We start from the raw sequence: 23943 nt of genomic DNA, 5'->3' as shown, positions 1-23943 counted from the left end.
CAGGCCCAAAGCACCTAGAGACTCTGCCTTGAGCCGACCCAATCCCATGCTGACCGCTCCCATGACGCCCATGCTGCTGCGCATGACGGGCCCCATGATCCTGGGCATCATCGCCATCCTGGCCTTCAACCTGGTCGATACCTTCTTCATCGGCATGCTGGGTACCCAGGCGCTGGCCGCCATCAGCTTCACCTTCCCGGTCACCTTTGTCGTCACCTCCCTGACCATGGGGCTGGGGGCGGGCCTGTGCGCCCTGCTCGGTCATGCCCTGGGGCAGGGTCGCCATGACGAGGCAGCCCGCATCACCACAGACTGCCTGTTCCTCGCCGTCATCCTGGTGAGTCTGCTCGCCGGGCTGGGGGCATTGACCATTACCCCCCTGTTCACCCTGCTGGGGGCCAGCCCCGAGCTCATCTCCCTCATCCACGACTACATGCTCATCTGGTATCTGACCGTCCCCATGCTGGTCGTGCCCATGGTCGGCAATGCGGCCATCCGGACCACGGGGGATACCAAAACCCCCAGTCTGGTGATGGGGGTCGCCGGTCTGGTCAATGGCGTGCTGGATCCTCTGCTCATCTTCGGGCCGGGCCCCTTCCCCGAGTGGGGCATTCGGGGAGCCGCCATCGCCACTTCCCTCTCCTGGTTGATGGCCATGCTGGTCAGCCTCCATCTACTGCGCAAGCGGGAGACGCTGCTGACCTGGCGCCTCTCTCCCCGCCCTCAGCTGCTGGCCCACTGGCGCGCCCTGCTCCATGTGGCGGTGCCCGCATCGTTTACCAACATGCTCAACCCACTGGCCAACGCCGTGTTGATGATCATTTTCGCCGGGCTCGGAACCGAGGTGGTCGCCGCCTACGGCGCGGCATCCCGGGTCGAGGCCTTGCTGCTCATCGTGATGATGGCGCTCTCTTCCGTGCTGGCCCCCTTCATCTCGCAGAACTGCGGCGCCGGGAATCCGGCCCGAGCCAAGGCCGCCCTGCTGCTCTGCATGCGCTTCGCCCTGCTGTTCCAGCTTGGGGTCTACGCGCTGACCTGGCTTCTCGCACCCTTCATCGCCGATCTGTTCAGCGATCATCCGCAAGTGGTGCGACTCATCGTGCTCTATCTGCATCTGGTCCCCATTGGCTACGGCTTTCAGGGCATGGTGATGCTGCTGGCATCGGCCCTCAACGGCGTCAGGGCATCGGCGGTGTCACTGCTGATAAACGGCATCAGACTGTTTGTCTTCTTGCTGCCAGGGGCCTGGCTGGGGGCAAAACTGGGGGGAGAACAGGGGATCTATCTGGGGATGCTGCTGGCGAACCTGGCCGCCGGATTGCTGGCATGGGGGTATGCCCGCCACAGATTCGAGCGGCTGTGCCATCAGGGGAAACCCTGACAGCACAGCCCGAGGCTCGCGATTACTCTTTGCGTTCGAACTCCCCTTCGATGGTGTTGCCACCCCCTCGCGGGGATTGTCCGGGTCTGTCATCGCCCGGGCCCGGCTCGAACGGCTGCTGGCGAGCCTGGAAGCCCCCCATCTGCATCCTGAACTGATTGCTGCCAATCAGCTTGTCGGCCAGCATGTTGCGCAGCCAGGGCTGCAGCAGCAGGATGCCGACAATATCGCTCACAAATCCCGGGATAATCAGCAGCAAGCCCGCCAGCGCCAGCATCATGCCCCCCATCACCTCGCGGCCGGGCATCTCCCCCAACTGCATCTTCTGCTGGGCAGTGAGCAGGGTCTTGATCCCCTCGCTGCGCACCAGCGACGATCCCAGCACGGCGGTCAGCACCAGCAAGCCAACGGTCGGCAAGGCCCCGATCACTGAGCCCACCTTGATCATGACGGTGAGCTCCAGCAATACCAGCCCGACCAACAACAGTAACAACTTGCCCATAACAACCTCGGAGCGATGAATGAATGGACCCGGGGTGTCCGGTCGGCAGCCGCACATCGCTGATGCTGACGCGCCGGGTTCAGGTCTTCTGACATTAACATGGGGCTGGTTGATCATTTTTCAAGCCTCTCCTGCCGCAGGCCCCGGAATACGGATAAATATTTGTCCGCCCAACTGGGATTGAGGTGGTTGTTCTGTCAAAGTTAATCGCCCGATTGCAATATCTGTTTAATGACCACAAGAAATTTGAGGTTGCCTCAAATTTAGTGATCCAGGTCTAATACCGGATACCTCAATTGGGGTAACATCAACACCAGTCATTGCACAGGGAGCAACTGGCTCCCAACTGCCCCACCCGATGTGTGGTGCTTCAGGATGAAATGTGCGTAGGGAAATCGCGACCACTCGGTGAGGATCGTTTCCATTTATTTGATTTCTGAGGCATAACAATGAGCGACATCAAGAACGTCCGCATTGAAGAAGACCTGCTGGGCACCAAAGAAGTTTCCAACGACCTCTACTACGGCGTGCACACCCTGCGCGCTGTTGAAAACTTCAAGATCAGCACTCAGAAGATTTCTGACGTTCCCGAGTTTGTTCGTGGCATGGTCCTGACCAAGAAGGCGGCTGCACTGGCCAACGGTGAGCTGGGCACCATCCGTCCCGAGATCGCAGACAAGATTGTCGAAGCCTGCGACCTGATGCTGAACACCGGCAAGTGCTTCGATCAGTTCCCGGTCGATGTCTATCAGGGCGGCGCCGGTACCTCCGTCAACATGAACACCAACGAAGTGCTGGCCAACATCGCCCTCGAGCTGATGGGACTTGAAAAGGGTCGCTACGACGTCATCAACCCCAACGATCACGTCAACAAGTGCCAGTCCACCAACGATGCCTACCCCACCGGTTTCCGCGTGGCCGTGGTCAACAGCACCGACACCACCCTGCACGCTCTGGAAGCCCTCATCGCCGCCTTCGATGTCAAAGCCAAGGAATTCAAACATATACTGAAAATGGGCCGTACCCAGTTGCAGGACGCCGTGCCCATGACCCTGGGTCAGGAGTTCCACGCCTTCGCCGTCACCCTGCGTGAAGAGATCAAATCCATCAAGCGTTGCCAGGAGCTGCTGCTGGAAGTGAACCTGGGCGCCACCGCCATCGGTACCGGTCTGAACACTCCGCCCGAGTACTCCGGTCTTGCCATCAAGCGTCTGGCCGAGATCACAGGTCGTGCCTACGTGCCGGCAGAGGACCTCATCGAAGCGACCTCCGACTGCGGCGCCTATGTGATGCTGCACGGTGCGGTCAAGCGTCTGGCCATGAAGCTCTCCAAGATCTGTAATGACTTGCGTCTGCTCTCCTCCGGCCCGCGCACCGCGCTCAAAGAGATCAACCTGCCGGAAATGCAGGCTGGCTCCTCCATCATGCCGGCCAAGGTCAACCCGGTCATTCCGGAAGTGGTCAACCAGTCCTGCTTCAAGGTATTCGGCAACGACGTCACCATCACCTTCGCCGCCGAGGCCGGTCAGCTGCAGCTGAACGTCATGGAGCCGGTGATTGGTCAGGCCATGTTCGAATCCCTGAGCCTGATGGAAAAAGCCTGCATCTCCCTGCGCGAGAAGTGCGTGGAAGGCATCACCGCCAACCCGGACATCTGCATGAACCATGTGCTGAACTCCATCGGCATCGTGACCTACCTGAACCCCTTCATCGGTCACCATGAAGGCGACATCGTCGGCAAGATCTGTGCCCAGACCGGCAAGAACGTCCGCGAAGTCGTGCTGGAACGCGGCCTGCTGACCGCCGAACAGCTGGACGAGATCCTCTCCATCGAGAACCTGATGAACCCGCAATACAAAGCCAAGCGTTACACCCGCGAAGCCACCGTATAAGCGAACAGATGGGCCGGGGTTATCCCGGCCCATTTAAAGTCAATTCCCGAGCGGTCTCCCCACAGCCCCATCGGGAATTGGCTTTTCAGCCTAATAAAACCTAAAAAAACTGGAAAATGGAGTGTTCGCTATGATTGGAATCGAGTTACTTGTCGTGCTCGCCGCTATCTATCTGGGGGCCCGGATAGGCAGCATAGGTATCGGCTTTGCCGGTGGTCTTGGGGTACTGGTGCTGACCTGGGGGCTGGGCATGCCCATCCCGAGCGATCAGCTGGTGACTTATCTCCCGTGGGACGTGATCATGATCATCGCGTCCGTCATCTGCGCCATCGCCTGTATGCAGCTGGCCGGCGGGATGGATTATCTGGTGCACCTGGCCGAAAAAGCCCTGCGCAAGAATCCCAAGCACATCACCTTCGCCGCGCCGGTCGTCACCTACCTGATGACCATGCTGGCCGGTACCGGTCACACCGCCTTCTCCACCCTGCCGGTGATCGCCGAAGTGGCCAAGGAGCAGGGCATTCGCCCCTCCCGTCCGCTCTCCATCGCGGTCGTTGCCTCCCAGATTGCCATCACCGCCTCCCCCATCTCGGCGGCCGTGGTCGCCTTCTCCGGCATGCTGGAGCCGCTTGGCGTCGACTACCTGACCCTGCTGGCCATCTGCATCCCGTCCAGCTTCATCGCCTGTCTGCTGGGGGCCTTCATCGCCAACCTGCTGGGCAAGCCGCTGGATCAGGACGAAGTCTATCTGGAGCGCAAAGCCAAGGGACTCATCAAGCTGCGCGGTACCAGCCAGGTTGAAATCAAGCCTTATGCCAAGCTCTCCGTCGGCATCTTCGTCGCCTCCATCGTGGCCGTGATGGCCTATGCCACCGCCATCTCCGGCAACGTCGGCCTCATCAGCAATCCGCCGATCCCCCGCGATGGCGCCATCATGGGCATCATGCTCTCCGCCGCCACCCTGATGGTACTGTTCTGCAAACTGGACGCGGCCCAGATCACCAACATGCCGACCTTCAAGTCCGGTATGTCCGCCTGTATCTGCGTGCTGGGCGTAGCCTGGCTGGGCAACGTCTTCGTGAAGGGCAACATGGTCGAGATCCAGGCGTTCGCCGGCGATCTGCTGAGCCAATACAGCTGGCTGCTGGCCGTGGTGCTGTTCTTCTCCTCCATGCTGCTCTACTCGCAAGGTGCCACCACCAAGGCCCTGATGCCTGCCGCCCTGGCACTGGGTGTCAGCCCGCTGGCGGCCATCGCCTCCTTCGCCGCCGTGAGCGCCCTGTTCGTGCTGCCGACCTACCCGACCCTGCTGGCCGCGGTCGAGATGGACGACACCGGCTCCACCCGCATCGGCAAGGCCGTGTTCAACCACCCCTTCTTCATCCCGGGTGTGGCCACCATCGCCATGGCAGTGGCGCTCGGCTTCTTCTTCGGTGGTCTCATCCTCTGACCGATGAACCATCCCATGCAAAACGGCCCGAACGGGCCGTTTTTTTATGCCCGGCCACCGCCGGGCTCCCATGAAAAAGCCGCTCCTGGGAGCGGCTTTCGTCATCCTGGCGGCATCCTCAGACCGTGGTCTGGCGGGTACCGAAATAGTCAGCCAAGAAGTCGTCGAACGACAGGCTGTCACTGCGTTCCCGCTCCCGCTGCTTGGCCAGGGAGTCCCGTGCCTCGCCGGCAAAATAGGCCTCGTCCCAGTACTGCAGATCGCCGGCCAGCATCTCTTCCCGGTAGCGGTTCGCCAGCGCATCGCCGAAGCAGCCGTTGTCCTGGCCGCTTGAAAGCAACTGCTTGAGCAGGCGGGCGGAGTAGGTCTGCTCGGGGTCGAGCAGCTTCTCACGGTGCATCGCCAGCGTCTCGCGATAGCGGTTGCGACCACAGCAGCGATCCAGCAGCGCTGCGACCTCGGCCAGCTCGTCGAACAGCTTGAGGCCGTACTCCTTGAGGCCGATGGCATTGCCCTGCTCATCTTCAAGCGTCAGGCCGGGGCGACGCCCCTCCAGCACCACCTTGTTCTGGTTGCGGCGGTTGCGGGCAACCTCGTCATCCGAGAGCACGGGGGACGGGCGCAACAGGCACCAGACCAGGAAGAGATCGAAGAAGCGGATCTGATCCACCTCGATACCGAACGGGGTAAAGGGATTGACGTCCACCGTGCGCAGCTCGATGTATTCGATGCCGCGCTGCTCCAGCGCATCCGAGGGCTTCTCGCCGCTGCGGGGGGTACGCTTGGGGCGGATCGGCGCGTAGAGCTCGTTCTCTAGCTGCAGCACGTTGTCGTTGAGCTGGCGGTACTCGCCGTTCACCTTGACCCCTATCTTCGCAAACTCGGGATCATGGGTATTGATGGCCCGGCGCAGACTGCTCACATAGGCGGGCAGGCTGTCATGACTGATCTTGAGCCCCGCCTGGGCGCTGTTGGTGTAACCGAGATCGGACAGGCGCAGAGCCGTGGCATAGGGCAGGTAAAGGGTGCCCTTGCCGGTTTTCTGGAACGGCAGGCTGCTCTTGCGCCCCTTGAGGAAGGAGTCGCAGATGGCAGGAGACGCGCCGAACAGATAGGGCACCAGCCAGCCGAAGCGGTAGACGTTGCGAATAAGCCCCATGTACTTGTCGGAGATGAAGCGCTGGCTGCAGCAGCCCTCTCCCACCAGATCCTGCCACTCGCACCAGAAGCTGTCCGGCATGGAGAAGTTGAAGTGCACCCCGGCGATCACCTGCATCAGGCTGCCGTAGCGGTTCTTCAGCCCCTGGCGATAGAGGGTCTTCATCCGTCCGATGTTGGAACTGCCGTACTGGGCCAGGCGGATGCTCTCCTCGTCACCGACGAAGCAGGGCATGGAGAGCGGCCAGATCCGCTCCTCTCCCAGATGATGAATGGTGTGGCGGTGAATGTCGCCGAGCTGCTCGATCAGGCTCTCGATGGAGTCGGTGGCCGGCGTGATGAACTCCAGCAGGCTCTCGGAGTAATCGGTAGTGATGTTGGCATGGGTCAGGGCCGACCCCAGGCTTCTGGGGTGATCGGTCTGGGCCAGGGACCCTTGCGGGGTGATGCGCAGACATTCGCGCTCGATCCCGCGCCGGATCCCCTTGAGGGCGGTCACCCGTTCCGGGGTGCCCAGCGCAGCCAGCAACTCGGTGAGCGACAAGCTAGTAGTAGTCATATTCACGGCTCATGTGTGGCCGCCCCACCCGGGGCGGCACTTATTGTTGCGACGCCCCTCAGGGCAGTTGCAGTGGATAGATGGGAAGATGAAGCTCGCTCAGGGGTTTTTCAAGCTTTTGCTTGTCTCCCACCACCACAATCACCATCTCGGCCGGATCCAGCCAGCGGGCTGCACTGGCCTTCAGCGTCTCGGGTGACACCGTTTTGATCAGGTTGTTCTGGGCCTGCACATAGTCCGGCTTCAGGTCGTACATGATCATCTGCAGCAGGAAGCCAGCCTTCTGCCCCAGGGTCTCGTAGGAGAGCGCATCCTGCTGGGAGACGGCGCTGCGCATGTAGGCCAGCTCCACCGGGGTCGGCCCGTTCTTGCGGTAGCCGTCCATCTCCTTGAGGAACTGGCGGATGGCATCCACGGTCGCATCGGTGCGCACATTGGCGCCGGTCGCGAAGACCCCCGCCTCGCGGTTGGCCTGGAAGCCCGAGCTGGCACCATAGGTGTAGCCCTTATCTTCCCGCAGGTTGAGGTTGATGCGGCTGTTGAAGTTGCCACCCAGGTTGAAGTTCATCAGGTTGGCGATGAAATAGTCTCCCGTGGTGTCAAACGGCATGGCGCGGCGGCCGATGCGGATCACCGACTGGGGGGCCCCCGGCTTGTCCACCAGATAGATGCCTGGCTTGGCCTGCTCTCCCCCTGGCTTGAGATCCCCCAGGGTCGGGGCGGCCCCCTGCCACTGGGTCAGGAAGGCGAGACCGGATTCCACCTGCTGGGCGGTCACATCACCTGTCACCACCACCTTGGCATTGGTCGGATTGTAATAAGCCTCATAGAAGCGCTTCACATCCGCCAGGGTCAGCTTCTCCACGTCCGCCAGCACCCCGTCAGAGGGTTGGCCGAGGCGGTTCTGCTTGCCATAGACCAGTTCGCGGAACGCCTGACCCGCCAGCCACTCGGGTTGCTGCTCGCTCTGTTTCATGCCTTGCAGCATCTGGGTCTTGAGCCGCTCGAAGTCCGCTTCCCGCAGGCCGGGTTGCAGCAGCACTTCCCGCACCAGCGCCAGGGTTTCGGGCAGCTTGTCCGCCAGACTGCTGATGGTGATGAGGTTGTTGTACTGGGCGCTGGAGACGCTGATGCTGGCGCCGAGTTTTTGCAGCTCGTCGCTCAGCTCGGCCTCGGAGAGGCGCGTCGTCCCCTGCTCCAACATGGCGGCGGTGAGGCTGGCCAGCCCCAGCTCTCCCTTGCCTTCGGCCCGGATGCCACCCGGCAGGGCGATCATGATGGAGACGGCCGGGATCTCGTCACTGTGGGTGCCGATGATCTCGATCCCCTTTTCGAGCTTGCCACGCCAGATGGCGGGCACCTTGACGCTCACCGCATCGGCCGCCTTGGGCTGCACGCTGCGATCGAAGTCATCTTTCACCGGCCGCTCCGCCAGCACCTTGTCATGCTTGCTGTAATCCGGCAGCTCCCGCTTGGCGGGAGTGAAGTTCGGGGTCGCGGCCTGCCAGTCGCTCTTGCCCTTGGGCACCACGCTCAGCACCACGGCAGGCTTGTTCTGGATGAACTTGTCGTAGGCAGCCTTGACGTCAGACCCCTTGACCCGGGCGATGGCATCCAGATTCTTGAACACATAGTCGGGATCCCGGGCCAGCACCTGCCCCATGGCAAGCTGGCTTACCTTGCCCTCAATACTGTCGAGTCCCCAGATGGCGGACGCGCGATAGCTGCTGATGGCCTTCTCCAGATCCGCGGGCTTGATGCCGCGCTGGGCGAACTCGCCGATCACCTTGTCCACCTCGCCCTTGAGGGTCTTGAGGCTGCCATCCGCCCCCGGATTGGGGTAGGCATAGACCGTCAGGGTGCAGGCAAGCTCTTCGCAGGAGTGGGAGGCACCCGCCTCGATGGCCTTGCCGGTTTTCACCAGGGACTGGTAGAGCATGGAGCTGGCAGAGCCCCCCAGCACATCGGCAAAGATGTCCAGCGCCGGCTCCTGCGGGTCACCCAGGGAGACGGTCGGGTAGCTGATATACAGGAGCGGCAGATGCACCTTGTCTTCCAGCGTCACGTAGCGGGTTGCCGGCAGGGTGGCAGGCTGAGGCGTCGGTTCGGCTACGTCCGGACCGCGCGGGATGGAACCGAAGTACTGCTCAATCCAGGCCAGCGCCTGCTTGGTATCAAAGTCGCCGCCCAGGGTCAGAGTCGCGTTGTTGGGACCGTACCAGCGCAGGAAGAACTGCTTGAGGTCGTTGACGTCGACCCGGTCGAGATCCTCCACATAACCGATGGGTTGCCAGGAGTAGGGGTGGGTACGCGGATAGAGTGCCTCCCCCACCCGCTCGCCCACCAGGCCATAAGGCTGGTTGTCGATACGCTGGGCCCGTTCGTTCTTGACGGTGGCGCGCTGGATCTCGAACTTCTTCTGGCTCACCGCATCGAGCAGGAAACCCATGCGGTCCGCCTCCAGCCAGAGCACCTTCTCCAGCTGATTGGCCGGCACGGTTTCGTAGTAGTTGGTGCGGTCCTTGTTGGTGGTGCCGTTCATGTCACCGCCCGCCTCGTTGATGATCCGCATGTGTTCCTGATCACCAACGTGCTTGGAGCCCTGGAACATCATGTGCTCGAAGAAGTGGGCAAAGCCCGACTTGCCCGCGGTTTCCCGGGAGGAGCCGACGTGATAGGTGACGTCCAGATGCACCAGGGGATCGGAGTGGTCGGGGGCCAGGATCACGGTCAAACCGTTGTCCAGCTTGTACATCTGGTAGGGAATGCCGAGCTTGCCCTCCTGCTTTACCTGCTCGGACACCAGGGTCGGGGCCGCCAGCACGGGAAGGGAGAAGCCCAGCAGCATGCTTAATGGAATGAGTTTGTTCACGGGTACCTCGTGAGTGACAAAAGGGCTAGAAGATCTGACTGGCCAGCAGAAACACCAGGGCATAACGAAGCAATTTGCCGAGCCCGATCAAGATGAGGGAGCGCCAGAAGGAGAGGCGCAGCCAACCAGCCAGCAGACAGAGACCATCGCCGACCACAGGCGTCCAGGCAAGCAGCAGACACCAGTGGCCATGACGTTTGAGCCAACCAAGGGCTTTTTGTTCCCCACGGCCTTGAAAATCTTCCGGTTTTTTCTTGTGGGTGGCGAGCCAGCCGAGCCACCAGGTGGTCATGGAACCCAGGGTATTGCCCAGCGTCGCCCAGAAAAGCAGGCTGGTCATGCTCCACTCCCCCTTGACCGCCATGGCCCCCAGCAGCACTTCCGAGCTGCCGGGCAGCAGGGTGGCGGAGGTGAAAGCGCTCAGAAACAGCCCTCCCAGCCCCATCCCGGTGAAGTCTATCATCCGGGCTGACCGTCTGCGGCGGACATGCGCAGCAGCAGCTTGCCGCGCACATGGCCCTGCTCGATGGTCTGATGGGCCAGTGCCCCTTCTGCCAGCGTGTATTCACCGGAGACGGTGATCTTCACTTCCCCCTGGCGAAGCAGCGTCAGCATCTGGGTCAGCTGCGTTCGATCGGGATGGACCAGCATGCCGACAACCTCGACACCGAGCTCGGCTCCCGCGTCCTTGATCTGCTGGGCCGTGATGGTGGGGACCGTCACCAGACGGCCGCCCGGCTTGACGCAGGCCAGCGCCGCCTTGCCGCTCTCGCCCCCCACCAGATCCAGCACCAGATCGAACGGACCATCGGTGATCGCTTCGGTGCACCACCCGGCCTGGTGGTAATCCACCATCCGGCTCGCCCCGAGACTATGAAGGAAGCTGTGATTGTCGCCGCTTGCCGTGGCAACCACGTGGGCACCATAGGCGGCGGCAAACTGCACCGCCAGGTGGCCGACGCCACCGGCACCGGCCAGGATCAGTACCCGTTGCCCCGACTGCAGGCCACCGTGCTCCAGCAGCCCCTGCCAGGCGGTGAGACCCGCCAGCGGTAGGGCCGCTCCCTGCCTGAGGCTCACCCCATCGAGCTTGACCAGCTCCTCCTCGCGGGCCACCACGGATTCGGCATATGCACCGGCGGCGAGGGGGAAGCCCACCATGCCGCACACCAGTTCCCCCTCAGCCAGGGAGGTCACGCCGGGCCCCACCTTTTCCACCACACCGGCCACGTCATAACCCGGCGTCCAGGGCAGCTTGTCCTTGTTCTGGGCCGCCGCCCAGCCGAGACCGGCCCGGGTCTTGGCATCGATGGGGTTGACCCCCGCAAAGCAGATGCGCACCCGGACCTCTCCCTCTGCGGGTACCTTGTCCAGGGAAGGGTTGAGCCTGAGTACCGAGGGGTCGCCGAATGCGGTAATCTGTAGCTGCGTCATTGCACAATCCATCCTGTTGATTGATCAAGGGTCAACAGAATAACAGCGAGGACACCATGGCTCGAATGTTTCTTATTCCTCTGTTGCTGGCCCTGGGGTGGTGGGCGTTTCTGCTCTACTTCCGCATTCCGCTCAAACAGGGGGCCAAGGGCTTTTACTGGATCATCGGCATCGGCGGCGGGCTTGCCGCCTTCCTCAGCCTGATGATGGTGCTCACTCACTAGGGTTCGGGGACAAGGGGGAAGAAGAAAAGATGCTGCATGGACTGAACCATCTCACGCTGGCAACCGGCGATCTCGACAGCAGCGTTGCCTTTTATGTCGACTTGCTGGGATGTCGCCCCAGGGTGAGATGGGCACGGGGAGCCTATCTCACCCTCGGCGATCTCTGGCTCTGTCTCTCCTGCGATCCTCCCCAACCGGCCAGAGATTACAGCCATGTCGCGTTTGGCATCTCGCCTGAACAGTTTCCAACCTTCTGCGCCCGTCTGCGCGCGGCGGGCGTCGTGGAGTGGAAGAAGAACAGCAGCGAAGGGGATTCACTCTATCTGCTAGATCCCGACGGGCACCGACTGGAAATCCATGCAGGCAACCTGGATAGCCGGCTCGCCTCTCTCAGACAGCAACCCTATGAGGGTCTTATCTGGTTCGACTGAGCCGGATTCACCCCTGCTCGGCACGAAGATGGTAGTGACGATTGCTGCCCTGCCCCAGCACGCCCTGCGCCAGCAGATGCTGGAACACCCGGTCCACCTCCTCCAGAGACAGTGACAATGCCTCTGCCACCTTGCGTTTGCTGCATTTGAGCTCGCCGCTCTCCAGCGCGCCGCGCACCTGGGCGACCACGGCTGGCTCGGGCACGGGTCTGCTGAATGCTGACGGCTCTGGGGTCGGCGCTGCGACCCGGGCCTCGGCTTGCGCCTTCTCCCGTTGCCACATCCATTGACGGCGGAAGCGGTTCTCCTCACCGATCAGGCTGACGAAAAAGGCACCAAATGCATCGAGCAGGATAGACAGGAAGCAGACCAGCAGGAACTGCACCTGGCCGATGCTCATGCCCACCCCGTCCGCCAGACTGCTCATCAGCCCCAGCATGGAGGACTGCTCCCCCAACGGCTTGGCGTCCCGCTCCTGGCGCAGCTCGTCCTGACGCAGCCTGAGCTTGGTGTTGGCCTGCTGCAGACCGCTGACGCCACTCGAGATACGCGCCATCTCGATGTATTTGCGGGCCGCCTCTTCGTTGAGCTGGATCTGCCGCTCTATGCTGGCTATCTGCTCGTCGAAACGGGCTATCTCCCGCTCGTGACGCGCCTGCTGGCTCAGGATGGTGTTGGTGGCGCTGTTGATGCCGCCGATACTGCCCCCGATGGAGATGGCGGCCAGCACGCTGTAGAACAGCAGCGACCAGAAGGCGCCGCCCAGATCCCGCCTCGCCTTGCACTCGCCGTACTCGTACCAGACGTAGAACTTGCCCAGCTCGAAGATGATGGCCAGCCCGCCGAACAGCCACTTCATCAGGGGGGTTTCGTCGATGGAGAGAAACAGCAGCAGGGAGAAGACGATGGAAGCCAGAATGGCCAGCCCGGTAAAACTGTAGACAGTCGTGAGGGCGAACCATCCCTTGGGGTAGCGCAATGCGGCGCAAGCCTGAGTAGTCATGATGAAACGGGAAACATCTGCAGGAAAAGTTGGCTGCCGATTATAGTCGCCACTCCTCCGGAGAGAAGGGCAAATCCCCGAATTCCCGCCGATGGACGATCAGCTGCCCAGAGTGCGACCAAAACGTGCAAATCGGCAGCAGAAAAACACTACAATCGACCCCGTACCTGAAGGACATCTGCGGTTATGCTCGGGTTAAGCCCGCCGCATTACACTCATTTCCACCGAACACGACTCGAGGACATCATGAACAGAACGACGGCTTTGTTGCTCTCTCTTTTTCTGATCACCGGTAGCGCCCTGGCACAGGACGAAGGGAGCCAGACCTTCTCCGTGGATGCGCTGACCTTCAATCTGGACTGGAATGACACGCAGTTTGACTGGTCCCAGAGCAACTGCTTCGATCTCGGGAGCGGTGACACGGCCGCCGCCGACTGCAAGAGGACCAACCTCAATCTGGAGGACGAGACGCAGCGCAACCAGCCCCCCAGCACCAATCAGATCAGCACGCAACCGGATCAATGATCCCCCTGACAGGAGCCTTGATGCGATGACCCACATGACCATGACTTCCCGCGGCGCACTGCTGCTCTCCCTGCTTCTGGTTCAGGGAATGGCCTTTGCTGCCCCCCCTTCCAAACACGATGACGACATCCGGATCTCCACCGACCAGGGCCGGGTAAGCCAGGATTGGGACGACAAGGAGTACGAGTGGTGGCAGCACAACTGCCTGGATGTCAGTACCCGGACCAGCCGCATCCAGCTCAACTGCGACAACATGGATGGAAAATACCGCGACCATTACAACCGCAGCATTCACAGTGGCAACAACCCGGGTCAGGGCCATGACAAGCCCAGGAACAAGCACGGCGGCAACGGCCACCAAAAACACTGACCAGCATGCCCATGGACATGGTTGAGGGGCCTGTGGCCCCTGGAATCTTTTCCCCTACCAGTAGTTTTCCATGCTGATATTGCCGGGAGCGCGACGCAGGTTCTTGGCAAGCCCCAGCCCGAGCAGGGTCTGCTGAGTCTCTTTCACCATGGCGGGGTTGCCGCAGATCATCACCTGGCTCAACTCGGGGGAGAAGTTCAGCCCCACCCTTGCCTGCAAGCTGCCATCGACGATGGCTGCCGGGATGCGCCCTGCCATCGCCCCCGGCCAGGTCTCACGACTGACGAAGGGAACATAGCGAAAACGCTCGCCATGCTGCTCGGCAAAACTGGCGATAAGCGGCTGATAGCTGAGCTCTTCCCCTTTTCTCACCCCATGTACCAGCACCAGATGCTCGAAGCGGTCGAAGACCTGTCCTTCTGCCAGCATGGCGAGGAAGGGGCCGATGGCAGTGCCGGTTGAGAGCAGCCAGAGATCCCGTCCCGGGGGAATCTCATCCAGGGTCAGAAAACCGGTGGCCTGGGACTGCACCAGCAGGCCGTCGCCCACCTGCAGGGAACCGAGAGAGGGGCTCAGTTCACCGCCGGGGATCTCCACCAGATAGAATTCGTGATAGGGCGTGCCGGGAGGATTGACGAAGGAGTAGGCACGCTGGACTCGACGCTCGCCCTGCTCCAGGGCCAGCTTGGTGAATTGACCCGCCTTGTAGGGGGCTAGTTCCGCCTCCACACGCAGGGAGAGCAGGGTGGGTGTCCACTCGATGCGCTCGATGACCCGACCTTCGACCCAGGCAGCCATAAAGGTTCTCCTCCAGAGGAACAGACCTTCACTTTACCCCTTGATCTGAAAATAAAAAACCCGCGCATGTGCGCGGGTTTTTCTGCAAGAGCGGAACGCTATTACAGAGCAACAACCTGGATTTGTACGGTTGCTTTGACGTCAGCGTGCAGCTGAACAACAACTTCGTACTCACCGGTGTTACGCAGAACGTTGCCCATGCGGACTTCGCTCTTGGCAACGGCTACGCCGGCAGCAGTGATGGCTTCAGCCACGTCACGGGTACCGATGGAACCGAACAGCTTGCCTTCGTCGCCAGACTTGGAGGCGATGACAACGGCAGCCAGCTCACCCAGCTTGGCAGCGCGCTCTTCGGCAGCAGCCTTGTTGGCAGCCAGTTTGGCTTCCAGCTCAGCGCGACGAGCACCGAAGGCTTCGATGTTGGCCTTGGTGGCCATAACAGCTTTGCCTTGCGGGATCAGGTAGTTACGGGCATAACCAGCTTTTACGGAAACTTGGTCACCCAGACCGCCCAGTTTGGCGATCTTATCGAGCAGGATAACTTGCATTACCTTTCCTCTATAAATTTCGTTGAGTTAGGCGTAAGCGCCGGGCCGATTCTTACTTGTTGTGCAGATCGGTGTACGGCAGCAGAGCCAGGTAACGAGCACGCTTGATGGCGCGTGCCAGCTGACGCTGATACTTGGCGCGGGTACCGGTGATACGGCTCGGTACGATCTTGCCAGATTCAGTGACGTAGTTTTTCAGAGTAACGATATCTTTGTAGTCGATCTCGGTAACGTTCTCGGCGGTGAAGCGGCAGAACTTACGACGACGGAAATAACGTGCCATGGCCTTTATCCTCTAATGCGGTGATCTAAGAATTACTCTTCGGAAGACGCTTCAACAGCATCTTCGCGACGCTCGTCGTCACGACGGGTGAAGCGCTCTTCCTTGGCCTTGGCCATCGGAGAAACTTCAGTCACGGCGTGCTTGGTGCGCATGATCATGTTGCGGATAACGGCATCGTTGAAGCGGAAGTTGGTTTCCAGCTCATCGATAACGGCCTGTTCAGCTTCTACGTTCATCAGAACGTAGTGAGCCTTGTGCAGCTTGTCGATCGGGTAAGCCAGTTGACGACGGCCCCAATCTTCCAGGCGATGAATGGTACCACCAGCGGTGGTGATAGCGCCGGTGTAACGCTCGATCATGCCAGGTACTTGCTCGCTCTGGTCCGGATGAACCATGAAGACGATTTCGTAATGACGCATTTTAGCTCCTTACGGATTAATTCAGCCTCCGCCCAGGTGCAGCCAGACCTCGGAGGCAAGGAACATAGTGATGTTTAGACGCTGCTTTCTAGGGCGGCGTATTGTACGAAATCACCTCTCCCACTGCAACTGGCGAAGCAAGATGTTTTTCTCGATGAGCCCGATACAAAACTTTAATTGATAATAATTATCATTTAGATCCATACTCTCCTCATATCCCCACGGAGGATGACAGTATGCAACCTGCGCTCACCACGGCCATCCCGGCCCGCAAATTCAAGCTGACCCTGCTCGGCCCCGCCTTCATCGTCGCCATCGGTTATATCGACCCGGGCAATTTTGCGACCAATATCCAGGCCGGCTCCACCTTCGGCTATCAACTGCTGTGGGTAGTGGTGTGGGCCAATCTGATGGCCATGCTGGTGCAGACCCTCTCGGCCAAGCTCGGTATCGTCACTGGCAAGAACCTGGCGGAACACATTCGTGATCGCCTGCCCAGGCCCGCAGTCTGGGCCTATTGGGTGCAGGCCGAGATCATCGCCATGGCCACCGATCTCGCCGAGTTCATCGGCGCTGCGGTCGGCTTCAAGCTGCTGCTCGGCATCACCCTGCTGGAAGGTGCCTGCATCACCGCGGTGGTCACCTGGGGGATCCTGATGCTTCAATCCCGCGGCCAGAAGCCGCTGGAGTTCGTGGTGGGGGGCCTGCTGCTGTTCGTGGCCGCCGCCTACATCGTCGAGCTGGTGTTCTCGCGCCCCCATATGCCGAGTCTGCTGGAAGGGGCACTCTTCCCCGGTCTCCCCAATGGTGATGCTGTCTATCTTGCCGCCGGCGTGCTTGGTGCCACCGTGATGCCCCATGTCATCTATCTCCACTCGGCCCTGACCCAGCACACCCAGGAGCAGGGCACGGTGACCCAGCGACTGCACAGCACCCGGGTCGACGTGGCCATCGCCATGACCATCGCCGGCTTCGTCAACCTGGCCATGATGGCCATGGCGGCGGCCGCCTTCCACAGCTCCGGCAACCAGCAGGTGGCCGAGCTGGAATCGGCCTACCAGACCCTCACCCCGCTGCTGGGACCGGCAGCCGCCACCCTGTTCGGCCTCTCCCTGGTCGCCTCCGGCATCAGCTCTACCGTGGTGGGCACGCTGGCCGGCCAAGTGGTGATGCAGGGCTTCGTGCGCTTCACCATCCCGCTCTGGCTGCGCCGAGCCATCACCATGGCCCCCGCCTTCGTGGTGATCGCCATGGGCCTCAACACCACGGAAATTCTGGTGTTGAGCCAGGTAGTGCTGAGCTTCGGCATCGCCCTCGCTCTCATTCCGCTGCTGATCCTGACCGGTGATCGCGCCCTGATGGGGGCACATCGCAATCACCCCGTCACCCAGGCCGTGGGGCGCCTCATCGTCGCCCTGGTGATCGGCCTCAATGCCTATCTGCTGGTCACCACCCTCTAACGCCATCTTGAGGCTCATTGACCCGGGTTGATGAGCCTCTTCGCACTTTCGCGTATGCTGCCCCTTTCCCTTCTCATCATCTCGTTGCGGGAGCCCTGCCATGGAACATACCCGAGCCAGCTTCGTACTGGGCCACCATCAGGAACAGGCCAGCGTCGTCTGTTGCAAACAGGGGGATCCGACCCTGCTGGTCACCGACCTCACCCCCTTTCATCCCCAGAGCCACCTCTGGCCCGATCAACCCGGTGACGTGGGCACAGTGCGCTGGGAAGGGGGGGAAGCGGCCGTGGGCCCCTGCCACATGGGCGCCATCAGTCCCGAGGGCGAGCTGTTCGTGGATACGGAGATTCCGGTCAAGCGAGGGGCTGATGGGTGGGCTTTCGTGGTGGTGCATCCCCTCGCCGGTTCCCATCACCTTGCCATTGGCTCGCCTGTGGAACTGACAGTGGATGCCGAGGCACGCCATGCCCTGAGCCTGGGCCACAGCGCCTGCCACCTGGTGGCACTGGCCCTCAATCGGGCGCTCACGCCCTATTGGCGAAAGGAGACGAGCGAGCTTGACGCTCTCGGGCAGCCGGATTTCGACCGCCTCGCCATCCAGCTCTCCCGGGTCGAGCCCAGAGGATCAAAGGAGCAGTACCGGATCGGCAAGAGCCTTCGAAAAAAGGGAATTAACAGCGAGGCACTGCTGGCCGACCTCGACAGGATAGCGATCCAGGTCAACGAGCAGCTGATGCGCTGGCTCAAAGAGGGAGGCGAGATCCGCCGCAGCCGGGCCGGTGAGGCCATCATCGATTCCCGCTACTGGCATGGCATGCTGGAGGGTCGGGAGATCACCATTCCCTGTGGCGGCACCCATGTGAGCAGTCTGACCGAGTTGGGCCAGGTTCAGGTGACGCTGGCCCCCAGTGAAGAGGGATTTACCCTCACCACCCGGGTGACCCCCTGAACCACCCCAGCCTTCCTGATGCTGCACCGCCCTGACCGGGGCGGTGTCCCGACAGAGAGGCCAGCAGGCAGATCAGCGCGGCGGTATCTCATCCCGGGCTGACGACCACATGACCACGGGGTAGCAAAAAACCATGAGATGCACCACGGATGAGGGGCCACTTGCCCCTTTCCTGGCGCCTGACGATGTCAGGCAGGCTCCCTTCGCATCCCCATGTGAGGGATGTCATCTTCCAGATACCCTTCCCCTTCGGCCACGAAATCATGCTGGCCGTAAAAACCTTGCAGGTGGGCCTGTGCACCGAGCCAGATGCTGTGTGCAGGCCAGCGTGCCTCGCACTCTCTGACCGCTTGCGCCAGCAGGCGGTGACCCAGTCCGCCCCCCCGCGACGTGGGAGAGGTGACCACGCGGCCGATGGCAGCGCCGCTGTCATCACCAATGCCGGGTGCCATGATGCGGGCATAGGCCGCCAGGTGATCCCCCTCACGACCGAGCAGATGCAGCACGCCGTCACGGCGATCCAGCCCGTCCAGATCCTGGAAGGGACAGGTCTGCTCCACCACGAACACCTCGGCGCGCAGGGCAAGCAGCTCATACAATTCATCCGTGGTCAGCTCGGACCAGGATTTCATACTCCAGTTCATGAATGACTCCTGTTTAATGGGGTCTGACAGCATAATCTTGCTCCCGACGAGGGGCATTAACCTTGGTTAAGTTGGCCCCCTTCTCATCCAATGCGGACATGGCCAGCAAAGAGCCGATCTCTGCCCAGGTTCATCGGCAATCCCTTCTGGCTCAACCCTGATCGCGCGTTTTCAGCCGCCTGCGGATGCGGCTCAGGCTGATGGGGGTGATCCCCAGATAGGCGGCAATCTGGTGATCCGGAACCCTGGCATCCAGCGCGGGGAAGCTTCGCAGAAAATGCTGATAGCGCGCCTCTGGGCCCCCGGTCAGCAGCAACAGCTCTTTCTCCTCCTTGATGCGCAGTTGCACTTCAAGGAGATGGTGATACCAGGCGGGCCAGCAAGGGAGTCGGCGCAGATCCGCCAGCGGAAGAAGCTGCAGCCGGCAAGGCTCCAGCGCCTCCACGCTGTAGCGGGCGGGCTCACCGCTGAGCAGGTGGTGGAAGTCGAGAAACTCGTCCCCCTCCCAATAGAACTCCTTGATGTACTCGCGGCCATCCGCCAGCACCACCTTGGCCCGCAGCAACCCTTCCTCCACCCTGACCAGCAGCGCCGGACTGTCACCGGCATGCCAGAGGCAGGTGCGAGGGGGCAAGGTCAGGGAGCGGGCAAAAGAGAGGAGGCGCTCGGCCTCCTGCTCATCTGCAACCCGTTCCCAGACAAAGGGGGGTCTGTCGGTCATCGTCTTGTCAGACGCGGCGCTGGCGCACGGCTTCGAACAGGCAGACACCGCTCGCCACCGAGACGTTGAGGCTGGAGACAGCCCCCGCCATGGGGATACTCACCAGCTCGTCGCAATGTTCGCGGGTCAGGCGGCGCATCCCCTTGCCTTCGGCCCCCATCACCAGCGCCATGGGGCCGGTGAGTTTGGCCTGATAGAGATCGTGATCCGCCTCGCCGGCGGTGCCGACGATCCAGACGCCGCGCTCCTGCAGCTCGCGCAGGCTGCGGGCCAGGTTGGTGACCTGGATGAGCGGCACCACTTCGGCGGCGCCACAGGCGACCTTGCGCACCACGGACGTGAGGCCTGTGGCCTTGTCCCGCGGCACGATCACCGCATGCACCCCGGCCGCATCGGCACTGCGCAGACAGGCACCGAGATTGTGCGGATCGGTCACCCCGTCCAGTACCAGCAGGAAGGGCGCTGTCTCTTGCGCCGCCAGATCGTCCAGCAGGCTGGCCAGGTCGTGCTCGGCCAGCTTGGGCGCTTCAATCACCTTGGCCATGATGCCCTGGTGATTGTTGCCTTCCGCCTTGTCATCCAGCGTCTTGCGGTTCACGCTCTGCACCCTGATACCGAGGGACTCCAGCTCGGCCAGCAGGGGATGCAGCCGCTCGTCATCGCGGCCCTTGAGAGCCCACACCTCGATGAAGCGCTCGGGGGTGCGCTCCAGCAGCGCGGAGACGGCGTGAATGCCGTAGATCAGTTCAGTACTCATTTAGTGCTCTTGGCCTTGTCGCGAGCCTTTTTGCTCGGTCGTCTGTTGCTGGGCTTGGCACGGCCACCCTTGTCGGATTTACCGCTCTCCTTGCCCTCTTTGCGTTTCTCGTGGCGCTGGGCGCTCTTGGCCTTCTCTTTCTTGATCTCGGCCTGCTTGCGCGCCATCTCCTTGGCGTTCTTGCCGGTGGCCTTGAGGGGCTCTTCCACCATCACAAAGTCGATCTTGCGATCGTCCAGGTTCACGCCCATCACCTTGACCCGCACCTTGTCACCCAGACGGTAGCGACGGCGGAAGTTCTCGCCGATCAGCTGCTGGTGCAGGGGGTCGAACTGGTAGTAGTCGTTGGTGAGGGTGCTGACGTGCACCAGACCGTCGATGTGGATCTCCGCCAGACGCACGAAGAAGCCAAAACCGGTGACGCTGGCGATGACGCCGTCAAACTCGTCACCCACGTGATCCAGCATGTACTCGCACTTGAGCCAGTCTGCCACGTCGCGGGTGGCATCATCGGCACGGCGCTCCGTCATGGAGCAGTGCTCGCCCATGGGGTCCACTTCTTCCAGCTGGTAGTGGTAGCCACCGCTCGGCGTCCACTTGTGGCGCAGGTTGCCCTGCTGCTCCTTGGCGGTCTGGTACTTGATCGCCCGGTGCAGGATGAGATCCGGGTAGCGACGGATCGGCGAGGTGAAGTGCGCATAGGACTTCAGGGCCAGACCGAAGTGACCGATGTTGTCGGCCTGATAGATGGCCTGACGCATGGAGCGCAGCAGCATGGTGGAGAGCAATTCCGCATCCGGGCGCCCTTCGAATTTGGCGGCCAGGTCGGCAAAGTCCTTCGGCTCGGGCTCCAGGCCCCCCTTGAGCTCCAGACCCAGTTCGGCCAGGAAGTCACGGAAGCCGGTGAGACGCTCCTCGCCCGGGCGGTCGTGCACCCGGAACAGGGCGGCGGCCTCGTTCTTCTCGATGTAGCGGGCGGCCGCCACGTTCGCCTGGATCATGCACTCTTCGATGATCTTGTGGGCGTCATTGCGCACCAGCGGTACGATACGGTCGATCTTGCGCTGGGCGTTGAAGATGAAGCGGGTCTCCTCGCTTTCGAACTCCACCGCACCGCGTTGATGGCGGGCATGCTTGAGCGCCTTGTAGAGGTTGCTCAGCTCCTCGATGTGGCCCACCAGCGGATCATACTGCTGACGCAGCTTGGGATCCCCGTCCAGGATCGCCGCTACCTTGGTGTAGGTCAGGCGAGCGTGGGAGTTCATTACCGCTTCGTAGAACTTGTAGCCGGACATGCGGCCGGCGGCGGAGATGGTCATCTCGCACACCATGCAGAGCCGGTCGACCTGCGGGTTCAGGGAACACAGACCGTTGGAGAGCACCTCCGGCAGCATGGGCACCACGAACTCGGGGAAATAGACCGAGTTGCCGCGCTGATAGGCTTCGGTGTCGAGGGCCGTGCCCGGTTTCACATAGGCAGAAACGTCCGCGATGGCGACCCACAGGCGCCAGCCGCCTCCACGCTTGGCTTCACAGAAGACAGCGTCATCGAAGTCGCGGGCATCTTCCCCGTCGATGGTCACCAGCGGCAGGGCGCGCAGGTCGATGCGACCCTCTTTGGCCTTCTCCGGCACCTGCTCGCCGAGACCGGCGACCTCCTTGGTCACCTCTTCCGGCCAGGTGTGCGGAATGCCGTGGGTACGCAGGGCGATCTCGATCTCCATGCCGGGCGCCATGTTCTCACCCAGGACTTCCAAGACGGTACCGACCGCATTGAAGCGGGCAGTGGCGCGCTGGTTGATGCGCACGACCACGACCTGGCTCTGGCGAGCCCCCTTGTTCTCCCCTTCCGGGATGATGATGTCCTGGCCGATGCGGCTGTCATCGGGTACCACAAAACCGACGCCGTTCTCGACGAAGTAACGACCGACGATGTCCGCCTCGCGGGATTTGAGCAGGCGCACCAGACGCGCTTCCTGACGACCCTTGCGATCGATCTCGGTCGGCTGCACCAGGGCATAGTCGCCATGCATCAGGCGCTGCATCTCGCGGTTGTTCAGGAAGAGATCCGCTCCACCACCCTCGGGGCGCAGAAAACCGAATCCATCTTTGTGGCCAAGCACATAGCCTTTGACCAGATTCAGGCGATCCGGCAGGGCGTAACATTGGTTGCGGGTGAACACGAGCTGCCCGTCGCGCTCCATGGCGCGCAGACGACGTCGCAAGGCTTCCAACGGCTCTTCATCGGTCAGCTTGAGGACCTTGGCCAGCTCTTCCCGGGACATGGGTTTCTCATGGCCCTTGATGAGCTCCAGCAGCATCTCGCGACTGGCGATGGGGTTTTCGTATTTTTCGGCCTCGCGTTGGAGGAAAGGATCTTTTTGAGACATAAGCAGGCCTTAGGGTAGGTAATAACGCAGACATTATATCGGAGGGGGGAGCTAATGGCATCCATCGACTGCCTTTTGGCCATTCTCTCTGTCATACTGGACACAGTTTGCAGGTATGTGAGACTCGGAACTCATGAGCAAGGACTCGTTCGCCCAATCTGCCGCCTATTTGAAACAGGCGGTTCCCCTGATGATCAAGTATCAAATTCCCACCACACCGAACAACTATCACCTTTGGTACAGCTATGTCTCCGGCGACATGCCCGAACTCAACCATGCCGTCGATCAGGCGATAAAACAACAGGGGACCTTCTCCCTGACCACCTGTGAGCGTCTCTACCACCAGCACCTTGCAGCCCAGGACGAGCAGCAGATCGAGGCGATGAAACTCAACCTGGCGGCCATGGCCAGCGAGCTGAGTCACTCGATGCAGGATGCCATCTCCGATACCGGGCTGTTTCAGGAGATGCTCGACAAGAGTTTCGACAAGCTGAGCAAGATAGACGACGAGGGGCTCAGCCTGGAAGACACCATGGGGATCCTGCGGGATCTCGTGCGCGAGTCGCGTGACGTACGCATGTCCACCCTCCACTTTCGCAACCAGCTCAGCAGCGCCGAGAAAGAGATAAAGGAGCTGAAACAGGCCCTGAACGAGACGAGGAAGCTGGCCACCGAGGACCCGCTCACGTCTCTGCTCAATCGACGCGCCTTCGATCTCGAGATGGACAGCCTCATTCGCAGCAAGCAGCCCTTCTCCCTGATCCTGACCGATATCGATCGCTTCAAGAACTTCAACGACGAATACGGACATCTGCTGGGGGACCAGGTGCTGCGCATCGTCGGCAAGCGGCTGCGAGAGGCCAGCAAGGAGGGCATAACCGCCTATCGCCTGGGGGGTGAGGAGTTTGCCCTCTTGGTGCCAAACCGCGCTCTGGCGCTGACCCGCCAGATGGCCGAGAGCCTGCGTCGCGTCATCGAGCGGATGTCGATTCTGGATCGCAAATCCGGGCGACGCATCGATCACATCACCGCCTCGTTCGGCGTGGGGGAATATACCCCTCAGGAGACGGCAGACACCCTGATCGAGCGTACCGACAAGCTGCTCTACAAGGCCAAGGAGCTGGGACGCAATCGGGTGATGCCACTGCCCTCCTGATCCCACCAGATGCAAAA

Annotated in this window: 24 protein-coding genes; 10 read left to right on the top strand and 14 right to left on the bottom strand. The window is 61.5% G+C overall.

All coding sequences use genetic code 11. The annotated features are described in order from the left end of the window. Positions 1 to 46: 46 nt before the first annotated feature. Positions 47 to 1381: an MATE family efflux transporter gene (locus AB5Y53_RS02390; protein ID WP_368181065.1), complete on the top strand. Its 1335-nt coding sequence runs from the start codon at positions 47 to 49 to the stop codon at positions 1379 to 1381. A 22-nt stretch (positions 1382 to 1403) separates the two neighbouring features. Here the strand turns inward: AB5Y53_RS02390 and AB5Y53_RS02385 are convergent, their stop codons facing one another. Further along, positions 1404 to 1883: an FxsA family protein gene (locus AB5Y53_RS02385; protein WP_039040009.1), complete on the bottom strand. Its 480-nt coding sequence runs from the start codon at positions 1881 to 1883 to the stop codon at positions 1404 to 1406. A 449-nt stretch (positions 1884 to 2332) separates the two neighbouring features. Here AB5Y53_RS02385 and aspA point away from each other — a divergent pair, with 449 nt between their 5' ends. Both aspA and AB5Y53_RS02375 read left to right on the top strand, forming a co-directional pair. Next, positions 2333 to 3775 carry an aspartate ammonia-lyase gene (aspA, locus tag AB5Y53_RS02380; protein WP_010673133.1) on the top strand — a complete coding sequence of 481 codons (1443 nt, stop codon included), beginning with the start codon at positions 2333 to 2335 and terminating at the stop codon, positions 3773 to 3775. A gap of 130 nt (positions 3776 to 3905) precedes the next feature. Next, complete coding sequence (locus AB5Y53_RS02375) at positions 3906 to 5225, top strand: anaerobic C4-dicarboxylate transporter (RefSeq protein ID WP_010673132.1); 1320 nt, start codon at positions 3906 to 3908, stop codon at positions 5223 to 5225. A 118-nt stretch (positions 5226 to 5343) separates the two neighbouring features. On the opposite strand, the gene gshA is transcribed toward AB5Y53_RS02375, so the two are convergent. Genes gshA through AB5Y53_RS02355 form a run of 4 tightly spaced genes read right to left on the bottom strand, consistent with a single transcriptional unit; the run spans position 5344 to position 11248 of the window. Then, complete coding sequence (gene gshA, locus AB5Y53_RS02370; RefSeq protein ID WP_368181058.1) at positions 5344 to 6942, bottom strand: glutamate--cysteine ligase; 1599 nt, start codon at positions 6940 to 6942, stop codon at positions 5344 to 5346. Between the two features lie 58 nt (positions 6943 to 7000). Next, positions 7001 to 9814, bottom strand: coding sequence for a M16 family metallopeptidase (locus tag AB5Y53_RS02365; protein ID WP_368181057.1), 2814 nt, complete (start codon positions 9812 to 9814; stop codon positions 7001 to 7003). A gap of 25 nt (positions 9815 to 9839) precedes the next feature. Beyond that, entirely contained in the window at positions 9840 to 10277 is a 438-nt protein-coding gene (locus tag AB5Y53_RS02360) for a YqaA family protein (protein ID WP_029313803.1), read from the bottom strand. Next, positions 10274 to 11248 carry an NADP-dependent oxidoreductase gene (locus AB5Y53_RS02355; protein WP_368181056.1) on the bottom strand — a complete coding sequence of 325 codons (975 nt, stop codon included), beginning with the start codon at positions 11246 to 11248 and terminating at the stop codon, positions 10274 to 10276. The genes AB5Y53_RS02360 and AB5Y53_RS02355 overlap by 4 nt, the downstream gene beginning before the upstream one ends. A gap of 56 nt (positions 11249 to 11304) precedes the next feature. On the opposite strand from AB5Y53_RS02355, the gene AB5Y53_RS02350 reads away from it, so the two are divergent. Together AB5Y53_RS02350 and fos are read left to right on the top strand one after the other, a co-directional pair. After that, on the top strand, positions 11305 to 11472 hold the full coding sequence (locus AB5Y53_RS02350; RefSeq protein WP_005308905.1) for a hypothetical protein: 168 nt from the start codon (positions 11305 to 11307) through the stop codon (positions 11470 to 11472). A 29-nt stretch (positions 11473 to 11501) separates the two neighbouring features. Next, entirely contained in the window at positions 11502 to 11903 is a 402-nt protein-coding gene (gene fos / locus AB5Y53_RS02345; protein WP_368181055.1) for a fosfomycin resistance glutathione transferase, read from the top strand. Positions 11904 to 11910: 7 nt separating this feature from the next. On the opposite strand, the gene AB5Y53_RS02340 is transcribed toward fos, so the two are convergent. Beyond that, positions 11911 to 12906, bottom strand: a complete 996-nt coding sequence (locus AB5Y53_RS02340; protein WP_368181054.1) for a Preprotein translocase subunit SecY — start codon at positions 12904 to 12906, stop codon at positions 11911 to 11913. Between the two features lie 246 nt (positions 12907 to 13152). Between AB5Y53_RS02340 and AB5Y53_RS02335 the strand changes: the two genes are divergently transcribed. After that, positions 13153 to 13431, top strand: coding sequence for a hypothetical protein (locus AB5Y53_RS02335; protein WP_174217461.1), 279 nt, complete (start codon positions 13153 to 13155; stop codon positions 13429 to 13431). Positions 13432 to 13456: 25 nt separating this feature from the next. After that, positions 13457 to 13801: a hypothetical protein gene (locus AB5Y53_RS02330; protein ID WP_368181053.1), complete on the top strand. Its 345-nt coding sequence runs from the start codon at positions 13457 to 13459 to the stop codon at positions 13799 to 13801. 54 nt (positions 13802 to 13855) lie between these two features. Here the strand turns inward: AB5Y53_RS02330 and AB5Y53_RS02325 are convergent, their stop codons facing one another. From AB5Y53_RS02325 to rpsF, 4 genes are all read right to left on the bottom strand, one after another. Next, complete coding sequence (locus AB5Y53_RS02325) at positions 13856 to 14599, bottom strand: ferredoxin--NADP reductase (RefSeq protein WP_041210971.1); 744 nt, start codon at positions 14597 to 14599, stop codon at positions 13856 to 13858. A gap of 101 nt (positions 14600 to 14700) precedes the next feature. Next, on the bottom strand, positions 14701 to 15147 hold the full coding sequence (rplI, locus tag AB5Y53_RS02320; RefSeq protein ID WP_010673120.1) for a 50S ribosomal protein L9: 447 nt from the start codon (positions 15145 to 15147) through the stop codon (positions 14701 to 14703). Positions 15148 to 15199: 52 nt separating this feature from the next. Further along, on the bottom strand, positions 15200 to 15430 hold the full coding sequence (gene rpsR, locus AB5Y53_RS02315) for a 30S ribosomal protein S18 (RefSeq protein ID WP_005313392.1): 231 nt from the start codon (positions 15428 to 15430) through the stop codon (positions 15200 to 15202). A gap of 32 nt (positions 15431 to 15462) precedes the next feature. Then, positions 15463 to 15849, bottom strand: a complete 387-nt coding sequence (gene rpsF / locus AB5Y53_RS02310) for a 30S ribosomal protein S6 (protein ID WP_005331771.1) — start codon at positions 15847 to 15849, stop codon at positions 15463 to 15465. Positions 15850 to 16085: 236 nt separating this feature from the next. Between rpsF and AB5Y53_RS02305 the strand changes: the two genes are divergently transcribed. Continuing rightward, entirely contained in the window at positions 16086 to 17309 is a 1224-nt protein-coding gene (locus AB5Y53_RS02305) for an Nramp family divalent metal transporter (RefSeq protein ID WP_368181052.1), read from the top strand. 100 nt (positions 17310 to 17409) lie between these two features. Then, positions 17410 to 18258, top strand: coding sequence for a hypothetical protein (locus AB5Y53_RS02300; RefSeq protein WP_368181051.1), 849 nt, complete (start codon positions 17410 to 17412; stop codon positions 18256 to 18258). Positions 18259 to 18446: 188 nt separating this feature from the next. Here the strand turns inward: AB5Y53_RS02300 and AB5Y53_RS02295 are convergent, their stop codons facing one another. From AB5Y53_RS02295 to rnr, 4 genes are all read right to left on the bottom strand, one after another. After that, positions 18447 to 18902, bottom strand: coding sequence for a GNAT family N-acetyltransferase (locus AB5Y53_RS02295; RefSeq protein ID WP_368181050.1), 456 nt, complete (start codon positions 18900 to 18902; stop codon positions 18447 to 18449). A gap of 151 nt (positions 18903 to 19053) precedes the next feature. Further along, positions 19054 to 19623, bottom strand: coding sequence for a Crp/Fnr family transcriptional regulator (locus tag AB5Y53_RS02290; protein ID WP_161646835.1), 570 nt, complete (start codon positions 19621 to 19623; stop codon positions 19054 to 19056). A gap of 7 nt (positions 19624 to 19630) precedes the next feature. Beyond that, the gene (gene rlmB, locus AB5Y53_RS02285; RefSeq protein WP_010673115.1) at positions 19631 to 20380 is read right to left on the bottom strand and encodes a 23S rRNA (guanosine(2251)-2'-O)-methyltransferase RlmB; all 750 of its coding nucleotides are present in this window, start codon (positions 20378 to 20380) and stop codon (positions 19631 to 19633) included. After that, entirely contained in the window at positions 20377 to 22770 is a 2394-nt protein-coding gene (rnr, locus tag AB5Y53_RS02280; RefSeq protein WP_010673114.1) for a ribonuclease R, read from the bottom strand. Before rnr ends, rlmB begins: the two co-directional genes overlap by 4 nt. 133 nt (positions 22771 to 22903) lie before the next feature. Here rnr and AB5Y53_RS02275 point away from each other — a divergent pair, with 133 nt between their 5' ends. Then, positions 22904 to 23926, top strand: coding sequence for a GGDEF domain-containing protein (locus AB5Y53_RS02275; RefSeq protein ID WP_045523267.1), 1023 nt, complete (start codon positions 22904 to 22906; stop codon positions 23924 to 23926). The last annotated feature ends 17 nt before the right edge of the window (positions 23927 to 23943 follow it).

The organism is Aeromonas sp. R7-5, from assembly GCF_040908015.1.
In the GTDB taxonomy this organism is placed as follows: domain Bacteria; phylum Pseudomonadota; class Gammaproteobacteria; order Enterobacterales; family Aeromonadaceae; genus Aeromonas; species Aeromonas caviae.
Note: the sequence above shows the minus strand (reverse complement) of the source record. Positions and strands in the feature narration are given on the sequence as shown.